The sequence below is a fragment of the Streptomyces sp. NPDC016677 genome, from assembly GCF_055562815.1.
Window position 1 is genome coordinate 40,016 of record NZ_JBVHEO010000028.1, and the last position, 9,384, is coordinate 49,399.

8 protein-coding genes are annotated in these 9,384 nt (G+C 72.9%); 3 read left to right on the forward strand and 5 right to left on the reverse strand.

The window, feature by feature from the left end:
- From ACZ3IG_RS35800 to ACZ3IG_RS35810, 3 genes are read right to left on the reverse strand one after another with little or no spacing between them, the layout of a single operon-like run.
- The gene (locus ACZ3IG_RS35800; protein WP_467437403.1) at window positions 1-768 is read right to left on the reverse strand and encodes a cupin; all 768 of its coding nucleotides are present in this window, start codon (window positions 766-768) and stop codon (window positions 1-3) included.
- A complete protein-coding gene (locus ACZ3IG_RS35805; RefSeq protein WP_467437405.1) occupies window positions 762-1,691 on the reverse strand; it encodes a DUF6807 domain-containing protein in 930 nt (309 codons plus the stop codon). Before ACZ3IG_RS35805 ends, ACZ3IG_RS35800 begins: the two co-directional genes overlap by 7 nt.
- Window positions 1,688-2,803, reverse strand: a complete 1,116-nt coding sequence (locus ACZ3IG_RS35810) for a Gfo/Idh/MocA family protein (RefSeq protein ID WP_467437406.1) — start codon at window positions 2,801-2,803, stop codon at window positions 1,688-1,690. Before ACZ3IG_RS35810 ends, ACZ3IG_RS35805 begins: the two co-directional genes overlap by 4 nt.
- 296 nt (window positions 2,804-3,099) lie before the next feature.
- Between ACZ3IG_RS35810 and ACZ3IG_RS35815 the strand changes: the two genes are divergently transcribed.
- A complete protein-coding gene (locus ACZ3IG_RS35815; protein ID WP_467437407.1) occupies window positions 3,100-3,696 on the forward strand; it encodes a Dps family protein in 597 nt (198 codons plus the stop codon).
- Between the two features lie 180 nt (window positions 3,697-3,876).
- On the forward strand, window positions 3,877-4,959 hold the full coding sequence (locus ACZ3IG_RS35820; protein ID WP_467437409.1) for an ABC transporter permease: 1,083 nt from the start codon (window positions 3,877-3,879) through the stop codon (window positions 4,957-4,959).
- Window positions 4,960-4,977: 18 nt separating this feature from the next.
- Here the strand turns inward: ACZ3IG_RS35820 and ACZ3IG_RS35825 are convergent, their stop codons facing one another.
- Complete coding sequence (locus ACZ3IG_RS35825; protein ID WP_467437410.1) at window positions 4,978-5,667, reverse strand: TetR/AcrR family transcriptional regulator; 690 nt, start codon at window positions 5,665-5,667, stop codon at window positions 4,978-4,980.
- Between the two features lie 96 nt (window positions 5,668-5,763).
- Between ACZ3IG_RS35825 and ACZ3IG_RS35830 the strand changes: the two genes are divergently transcribed.
- A complete protein-coding gene (locus ACZ3IG_RS35830; protein WP_467437411.1) occupies window positions 5,764-6,627 on the forward strand; it encodes an SDR family oxidoreductase in 864 nt (287 codons plus the stop codon).
- 102 nt (window positions 6,628-6,729) lie between these two features.
- Here the strand turns inward: ACZ3IG_RS35830 and yicI are convergent, their stop codons facing one another.
- Window positions 6,730-9,000, reverse strand: coding sequence for an alpha-xylosidase (yicI, locus tag ACZ3IG_RS35835; protein ID WP_467437413.1), 2,271 nt, complete (start codon window positions 8,998-9,000; stop codon window positions 6,730-6,732).
- Window positions 9,001-9,384 lie beyond the last annotated feature (384 nt).

Below are 9,384 nucleotides of genomic sequence, written 5' to 3' on the forward strand. Positions count from 1 at the left end.
TCACTCCCGCCCCGTGCGCGGGCGACCGGTCTCCTCGTACGGCAGTGTCGTCCCCGGCAGGGCGTACTCGTCCCGGCGTCCGCACATGCCGTAGCCGCCGCGCCGGGTGGGCGAGGCCGCGTGGGCGGTCGCCCCGTCGAGGTGGGCGGGGTCGCCGGCCGCCAGGCCGTCGAGCTGGGCGCCGGTGCGTTCGGCGGCGGCCAGCGCGCCGGCCCGCCACACCTCGCGCCAGACCGGCACCTTGTCGCGCACCAGGCGGGCGGCGGCCCGCTGGAACGCGCGCAACGGGGCGTCGTCGCCGGCGAGCAGGGCCGCGCGCAGCGGGAGGTAGCCCTCGACGGCGAGGTCCCGGCGACGCCGGGCGGCGGCCTCCGTCTCCGGTCCGCAGCCCGGCGGCAGCGTGGCCGCGGCGGCGTACGCGCCGGGGTCGGCGAGCACCTCGGGCGGGAAGGTGAAGACGGCGTCGCCCGCCTCGGGCAGACCGCTGTTCTGCATCAGCACGGTGATCCGCAGGCCGCCGCCCTGGACCATGCGGTGGACCGTGCCCGGCGTGAACCAGGCGACCGAGCCGGGCTCCAGCGGGATGTCCCGGCAGCTGTCCGGGCTCAGCGTCTGCACCGCGCCCCGGCCGGCGGTGACGACGTACGCCTCCGCGCACACCAGGTGCAGATGCGGACTGCCGCCGCACACCCCGTCGGCGGACTCCCAGTCGTAGGCGCTGAGGTGGGACAGGCCGACGGCGCCGGGCAGCGGGTGCGGGATCACCACGGCAGCCCGGCCAGGTGTGCGGCGACCCGGCCGCGGTCCCAGGCGCCGTCGGCGATCACCAGCCGGTAGCGGTAGGCGAAGGACTGTCCGGGCGGCAGCTCGAACTCCTCGAAGAACGCCCAGGAGAACGCGACGGTAGGGACCGGCTCGGCGCGCACGAACCAGTGCGAGGGGTGGATCGCGGTCTTCTCGTCGAGGTTCTCGGGCGCGTGCGCGAAGACGAGGGTGGAGTGGGCGTCCACGTCGTCGTGCTCGGTGGTGAACGCCAGCCACGGGCCCTGGGCGCCCATCAGGTGCCCGGCGCCCGTCGCGTCCGGGGTGAAGGCCGTACCGCCGGTGAAGTCGCGGGGGCCGCGCCAGTGGAGGCCGGTGTAGCCGGCCATCTCGCGGCCCGCGGTGGTCGGTGAGCCGAAGGCCAGCGGCTCGGCGCGGAGGTTGGTGAGGCGGATCGACCAGTCAAGGGCCCAGGAACCGGACTCCTCGTCGACCGCGTGGACGGTCAGTCCGCGTTCCTCGCGGGCCCACTCGGCGCCGCCGTGCTCGACCCAGGTGAGGTGCTCGGTGAGGGCCAGCCGGTCGTCCTCGGCGGTCAGTTCCGCGAACCCGTCGTGCCGCATCGAGCCGACGCGCTCGGGCAGCGGCAGGTAACCCCGGCCGTGGACATAGCTGTTGCCGCCCCAGAAGTTCTGCCCGGACACATGGCTGGCCGTCATCTGCACGCCCTTGTGCCAGCGGTGGTCGCTGGGGCGGTACCCGGTCACGGTGCGCCCGGCCAGGGTGCGCACCGGGTGGGCGTACGGCTTGCGGGACTCGAACGGGTCGGGGTCGGGGCGGTAGACGTACCGGAGGATCTCCGTGCCGGCCGCCGTCGTGACCGTGACGTCCTCGCCGTGCGTGTGGGTGACGCGGATGCCGTCGCTCATGCCTGCTCCTCGGGGGCCCAGTCGGGGTGGTCGCCGTGCATCGCGGCGTGGAACGGGTCGCCGGGGCCGATCTCCCCCGCGCGGACCGGCTGGCCGGTGAACGCCGCCTTGTACAGGGCGGCGGCGAACTCCAGGGTGGCGCGGGCCTCTTCACCACTGCCCGGCGGCCGCTCCCCGGCGTCCCAGGCGTCGAGGACCGCGCCGAGCTGTGCGGTGTGGGAGCTGGGCACGTCGGCGGCCGGGGTGCGCCAGGCGGCGGCGCGCTCGGCGTCGACGTGCCGGGCCGGGGTGTAGGTCCAGTCGGCGTTGCGGTGGCCGTACAGGTGGGTCAGCTCCACGGTGGCGTCGGCGCAGTCCACCCGTATGCGGCTCGTCTCGTCCGGCGACAGGACGCTGTTGACGACGGTGGCCAGGGCGCCGTTCGCGAACCGCACCAGGGCGGTGGACACGTCCTCGCTCTCGGTGTCGTGCACCAGCCGCGCGGCCATCGCCCGGACCTCCGCCCAGGGACCGAGCAGGTGGAGCAGCAGGTCGTACTGGTGGATGCCGTGGCCCATGGTCGGGCCGCCGCCCTCGGTGGCCCAGCGCCCTCGCCAGGGCACCGCGTAGTAGGCGGCGTCGCGGTGCCAGGTCGTCTGGCAGTGGGCGACCAGCGGCGCGCCCAGTTCCCCGCCGGCGATCAGCTCGCGGGCGTGCGCGGCACCGGAGCCGTAGCGGTGCTGGAAGACGACGGAGGCGTACGCCCCCGAGGCCCGCTCGGCCGCCGCGATGTCGTCGTACTCGGCGAGCGACAGGCACAGCGGCTTCTCGCACAGCACCCAGGCACCCGCCTTGAGCGCGGCCACCGTCTGCTCCCGGTGCAGCGACGGCGGGGTGCCGATGAGGACGAGGTCGGGGCGTACGGCGTCCAGCATGGCGCCCATCGAGGTGTGACCGGTGACCGAGGGGCCGGCCTCGGCCCGGAAGGCGTCGAGCCGGGCCGGGTCCACGTCCACGGCGGCGACCAGTTCGACCCGGTCGGCATGGGCTCTGAGGGCGGGAAGATGACCTCCGGCCACGATGGCACCGGTGCCGACGACGGCCACCCGGCGGCGGGCGGGGAGCGGGGACATACGGGGTCCTCCTCGGACGCTGACGACAGCACACGGGTGCGGGCGCCGGACGGTGAACGGCGGACGACACCTGATGGAAAGCGCTTACACCCTGGCCGACCTTAGGCGTCGGGCGATCGCCTGGACAACCCCTTCCGCGCGGTCCGTCCGCAGCCCTCGTGTCCGGTCCGGGTGCCTCGCCCGCGCCGTAGCGTTTGCGGGCCCGGCGGGTGGCTGGTCGACTGTCGCAGGGGGCCGAGTCCGGCCGCGCGAGGCGCCGGCACTCCCCTTCGTCTCCCCGTGGAAGGAGTTCAGGCGTGAGCACCGATCCCAGGCCGGCGGCACCGGCGCGCCAGACCGACGGCAGCCAGCCGTGGCTGCATCAGCAGGGCCGGGTCATCCAGGAGTTCGGCACCGTCAAGCAGTTCCCCCTGGCCCTGTCCATGGAGACCCGCCTCTACTCCGCCCAGCGGCTTAACAAGGTCCTGGCGGACACGCGCATCCTGCACGACCTGTACAAGAAGTACCACTGGCTGATGCGCGGGGCGACGTTCTACCAGCTGCATCTGCTGATGGACAAGCACGCGGGCGAGCAGCTGGCGCTGATCGACACGATGGCGGAGCGGGTCCAGACGCTCGGCGGTGTCGCGGTCGGCGACCCCCGCCATGTCGCGGAGATCACCACGGTGCGCCGGCCGCCGGACGGGGTCGAGGAGGTGCCGGCCATGCTGTCGCGGCTGCTGGAGACGCACGAGCAGATCCTCGCCGACTGCCACGACGCCGCCGCGGTCGTCCAGGAGCAGGGCGACGACGGCACCAACGACATCCTGGTCTCGGACGTCATCCGCACCAACGAACTCCAGGCCTGGTTCCTGGCGGAGCACCTGGTGGACACACCGCTGGTACGGGTCTGAGCGGAGCGCCGGCCGTCGGGCGGCGGGAGCCGTCGGACGGCCGGGGCGCCACGACCGGTGCCGCGCCCCGCCCCTCTCGCCGTGCTCCCCCGCCGCACTCCCCGGCGCCCAGTCGCCACCCCTCATGACCACCGTCGTACACCGCACCGGACCGGCAGGCCCGACCAAGGACGAGCGAACGTGGACGAGACTCCCGAGACGGCCCCCGACGGCCGGAACCCGCCCCCGGCACGGGAGGGGGCCTGGCGGCGGTTCCGCGAGGGTCCGTGGTGGCCGGCCAGTGTGCTGGTGCTGATTCTCGCGGCGGCGGCCGGTCTGTTCGCCGGGTCGTACACGTACACCATGGCCAACCCGACCCCGCACCAGCTCCCCACGGCCGTCGTCGGCTCGTACGAGGAGGGACGGGGGAAGGCGTTCCTGGACGGGCTGGGCAAGGCCCTCAACTCCTCGGTCCACACCCGTACGTACGACTCACGGGCGACGGCCGTGCGGGCCGTCGAGGAACAGTCCGTCTTCGCCGTCTTCGAGCTGCGCGACAACGGCCGGCAGGTGCGGCTGGACGTCTCCTCGGCCTCGGGCGCCTCGGTCGCGGAACTGCTGGAGCAGGCGGCCCCGGCGGTCGGGAAGGCCACCGGCGTGGCGGTCACCGTGCGGGACGTCAATCCGCTCCAGGACGGTGACCCGCGCGGACTGGCGATCTTCTACATCTCACTCGCGGCGGTGATCATCGGCTTCGTCGGCGCGATCCAGCTCAGTGTGCACGCCCGCGCGCTCACCCCACTGGAACGGATCGGGTTCACCCTCGTCTACGCGCTGCTCGGCGGGTTCGCCATCGCGGCGGTCGTCGACTGGCTGCTGGGCGCGCTCGACCTGCCGTTCGTGGAGTCCTGGCTGATCCTCGCGTTCACGATGTTCGCCAGCGGGATGACGTTCACCATGTTCAACACCCTGGTCGGCCGCTGGGCGATGCTCCCGACCTGGGGCGTCATGATCCTGCTGGGCAATCCGTCGTCCGGCGGCGCGGTGTCCTGGCCGTTGCTGCCGTCCGCGCTGGGCGTGATCGGGCAGTGGCTGCCGCCGGGCGCCTCGGTCAACGCCCAGCACACCGCGGTGTATTTCGCGGGGCACCAGCACGCGTTCCCGTTCCTGGTGCTGGCCGGGTGGGCGCTGGTGTCGTGCGCGGTGTTCTGGATCTGGCGGCACCGTCATCCGGGCGGGCGGGACAAGAGTCCGCCGGAACTCGCGCCCCCCGTCTCCTCCTGAGGGCGCCGCCGGGACGCCTCAGTCGCCGTCGGCGAGGCGGTTCAGCCACTCCCTGAGCAGGTGCCGCTCCGCGTCGCTCAGGGGCGTCCGCTCGGTCAGCGCGGCGCGCAGGGCGCGGGCGGCGCCCGCCGGGCCCGCCTCCCGGACGGCCGGCTCCTCGTGGGTGACGGCGACGACCATGGCCTCCCGCAGAGCGGTCAGCAGGGCCGGATCGCGCCGGTCCTCGGGCAGCGACAGCCAGGTGAGCACCGCGCCGCGCGCCGTGGCGTGGATGATCTGCGCCGCCAGTGCCTCGTCGACGCGCAGCCAGCCACCGGCGGCGAGCCGCCGGACCCGGCCCATCAGGATCTCCATGCCGGCCGCGAAAGCGGGCGAGGCGGTCCTGGCGGGCTCTGCGTACATCAGCGTGAACAGCGCGGGGTTGGCCAGCCCGAACTCGGCCGCGACGTCCCAGCCCGCCCTGAGGTCCGCGATGGGGTCCTCGGGGTCGGGATCGACGCGCTTGGTGGCCAGGAACGCGGTGAAGCCGTGCTCGGCGACCGCGTCGAGCAGCCCCTCCTTGTCGCCGAACAGCCGGTAGATGGCCGGCGGCTGGAGGCCCGCCGCGTCGGCGACCGCGCGGGTGGTGACCGCGTCGCGCCCGCCGCGCGTCAGCAGGTCGATGGCGGCCTCGATGACCCGCTGCCGGGTCTGCTCCCGTGATGACATGAATCAATGATACGGGACCTATGGTTTCGTCGTTAGTACCAGTGTTATCGTTTTGATGTTTCCACCGGAACCACGGTCTCGTCACGGGAGTGCGTCATGATCATCGTCACCGGAGCCACCGGCCTGCTGGGCCGTCGGATCGTCGAGCGGCTGCTCACCCGCGTACCCGCCGGCCAGGTCGGCGTCAGCGTCCGCGACCCGCGCAAGGCGCGGGCGCTGGCCGACCGCGGCGTACGGGTACGACAGGGCGACTTCACCGACGTCGCCGGTCTCGCCCACGCCTTCGAGGGCGCCTCGCAGGTGCTCATCGTCTCCGTCGACAAGATGGGCGAGGAGTGCGTCAAGCAGCACCGCGTGGCGATCGACGCGGCGGTCGCGTCGGGCGCCCGCCGCATCCTGTACACCAGCCAGATGGGGGCGGACCCGTCCTCCCGCTTCCAGGCGTGCGTCGACCACGCCGCCACCGAGGAGGCCCTGCGCGCCGGCGGAGTGCCGTTCACCTCGCTGCGCAACGGCTTCTACGCCGCCAGCGCGGCGCATTTCATCGGCCAGGCGGTGGAGTCCGGCCGGCTCGTGCTCCCCGCGGACGGGCCGTTCAGCTGGACCGCGCACGCCGACCTCGCCGAGGCGGCCGCCGCCCTCCTGGCCGACGAGGGCCGCTTCGAGGGCCCCACGCCGCCGCTCACCGGCGCGCGGGCGCTCACCTTCGCGGACCTCGCCGCCCTCACCACCGAGATCACGGGCCGCACCCTCACGCGGATCACCGTGCCGGACGACGAGTGGCTGGCGGAGGTGACGGGCCACGGCATGCCCGCCACCGTGGCGGAGCAGTTGCTGGGCATCTTCACCGCCGCGCGCGACGGCGAGTTCGCCACCGTCGACCCGACGCTGGCCACCCTGACCGGCCGGGAACCCGTCTCCGTCGAGACGGTGCTCCGCGAGCACCTGGCCGGCCACTGAACCGCGCGGGCGAGGTGAGGCACGCGAGCCGCCGGACTTCTGCGCGTGCCCGCCCGCGTGAGCCCCGGAGGCCGTCCCCCGGGGCTCGCGCACATCCGCCCCTCAGCCGAGCGGCACCGTCACCTCACCCGCGCCCTCGGCGCTCGCCCCGCCGGCGACCCGCACCGTGAACGCCCGCCGGGTCCCCTCCGCGCTCACCCGCAGCACATCGCCGTCCCGCCGCACCCGGAACGTCGCCGCCGGCGCGCCCGTCGCGTCCGGCACGGTGACCTCGGCCGCGTAACCGGGGGACGCGGACGGGTGGACGAGCAGCGTCGGCGCGTCCAGCCAGTCGCCGTCGGGCCGCCGGTCGTCGGAGGCCAGCGGCAGCACGGCGCCCTCACGGACGTACAGCGGGAGGCTGTCGTAGCCGTGGCGTTCGGTGCGCCAGGCCGGGCCGGTGACCCGCTCGCCGCTGAGCAGGTGCGTCCAGGTGCCCTCGGGGAGGTAGACCTCCACCTCGCCGTCCTCGGTGAAGACGGGGGCGACGAGCAGGTCGGGGCCGAGCATGTACTGGCGGTCCAGTGGGCGGCAGGCCGGGTCGCCGGGGAACTCCAGGACCATCGGGCGCATCATCGGCACGCCGGTGCGGTGGGCCTCGGCGGCGGCGCCGTAGAGGTAGGGCATCAGGCGGTGTTTGAGGAGGGTGAAGCGGCGGGCGACGTCGACCGCCTCGTCGCCGAACTCCCACGGCACCCGGTACGACGAGGAACCGTGCAGCCGGCTGTGCGAGGAGAGCAGGCCGAAGGCGAGCCAGCGCTTGAAGACGGCCGGGTCGGGGGTGCCCTCGAAGCCGCCGATGTCGTGGCTCCAGAAGCCGAAGCCGGACAGCGACAGGGACAGACCGCCGCGCAGGGACTCGGCCATGGCGCCGAAGGAGGACCAGCAGTCGCCGCCCCAGTGCACGGGGAACTGCTGGCCGCCGGCGGTGGCGGACCGGGCGAACAGGACGGCCTCGCCCCGGCCGCGCTCCTTCTCCAGGAGTTCGAAGACGGTCTGGTTGTAGAGCTGGGTGTAGTAGTTGTGCATCCGCTCCGGGTCGGAGCCGTCGTGCCAGACCACGTCGGTGGGGATACGCTCGCCGAAGTCGGTCTTGAAGCAGTCCACGCCCTGGTCGAGCAGCGGCTTCAGCTTCGACTGGAACCAGGCGCGGGCGTCCGGGCTGGTGAAGTCGACCAGGCCCATACCGGCCTGCCACAGGTCCCACTGCCACACGTCGCCGTCGGGCTTGCGCACCAGGTGCCCCCGTTCCGCCGCCTCGTCGAACAGCGGCGACTTCTGGGCGATGTAGGGGTTGATCCAGGCGCTGATCCTGAGCCCCTTCTCCTTCAGCCGGGCCAGCATGCCCTCCGGGTCCGGGAAGACGTCCGGGTCCCACTCGAAGTCGCACCACTGGTACTCGCGCATCCAGAAGCAGTCGAAGTGGAAGACGGAGAGCGGGATGCCGCGCTCGGCCATGCCGTCGACGAAGGACGTGACGGTCGCCTCGTCGTAGGACGTGGTGAAGGAGGTGCTCAGCCAGAGGCCGAAGGACCAGACGGGCGGCAGGGCGGGACGGCCGGTGAGGGCCGTGTAGCGGGACAGGACGTCCTTGGGCGTGGGACCGGCGACGACGTAGTACTCCAGCGTCTGGTCCTCCACGCTGAACTGCACCTGGCCGACGGACTCCGAGCCGATCTCGAAGGAGACCGCGCCGGGGTGGTTGACGAAGACGCCGTAGCCGCGTGAGGAGAGGTAGAACGGGATGTTCTTGTACGCCTGCTCGCTGCTGGTGCCGCCGTCGGCCTGCCAGACGTCGACGACCTGGCCGTTCTTCACGAACGGGGTGAAGCGCTCGCCGAGGCCGTAGATCTGCTCGCCGACGCCGAGCGCGAGGCGCCCGAGCATGTGATGGGCGCCCTCGCCGGTGGTGGCGTACGCGGTGCTCTTGGCGTCCGCGCGGGTCAGCTCCCGTCCGTCCGCGTCATGGAAGGTGAGCCCCCAGGGGCCGGAGCGGTCCAGGCGCAGGGTGAGCGGGCCGCTGGTCAGCTCGGTGACCGGGCCGTCCTGGCGGACCTCGCCGGCGCCGTCCGGTGCCTCGGTGAGCGCGAAGTCGGGGCCCGGGTGCCGCTTGCCCGCGTGGTGGGTGACCCGGACGCCGATGACGCCCTCGGCCGGTGAGAAGCAGTCGACGGTGATGAGCGGGGCATTGAGTGTGTCGCCCCGCCGTGTCACCTTCTTCACGGCGGCATGGGCGATGAAGCGCTTCGACTGGGCGCGGACATCGCGTACTTCGGTGGCGTACGAGAGGTGCACGCCCTCGCGGACGAGCCAGAAGCCGTCGGTGAACTTCATGATCTTCCTCGGGTGGGGCGAGAGCGGTCGGATAGCGGTGCGTGACGTCTCAGGAGCATTTTGATCGTACACAAAACAAATCGGCCCGGAAGGGCTCCGGTCCAGCTTTTCGGCCTCTGAACTGCTCTGATAACCGAAGAGAACGAGGCACTCACGGAGCGGAGGGCCTCCTCCGGGGCTAGCGCGGAAGCCGCTCCGTGACGTATTAGTCATGCCATCAAACAAAACCGTCCGGCGTGGGAGCCGACGGTACGACAGCAAGGGCCGCACGATGTCGAAGCGCTTCAACCCCACTCCCGAGGACAGGTTCACGTTCGGTCTGTGGACCGTTGGCTGGCAGGGCAGGGACCCGTTCGGGGACGCGACCCGGCCGGAGCTGGATCC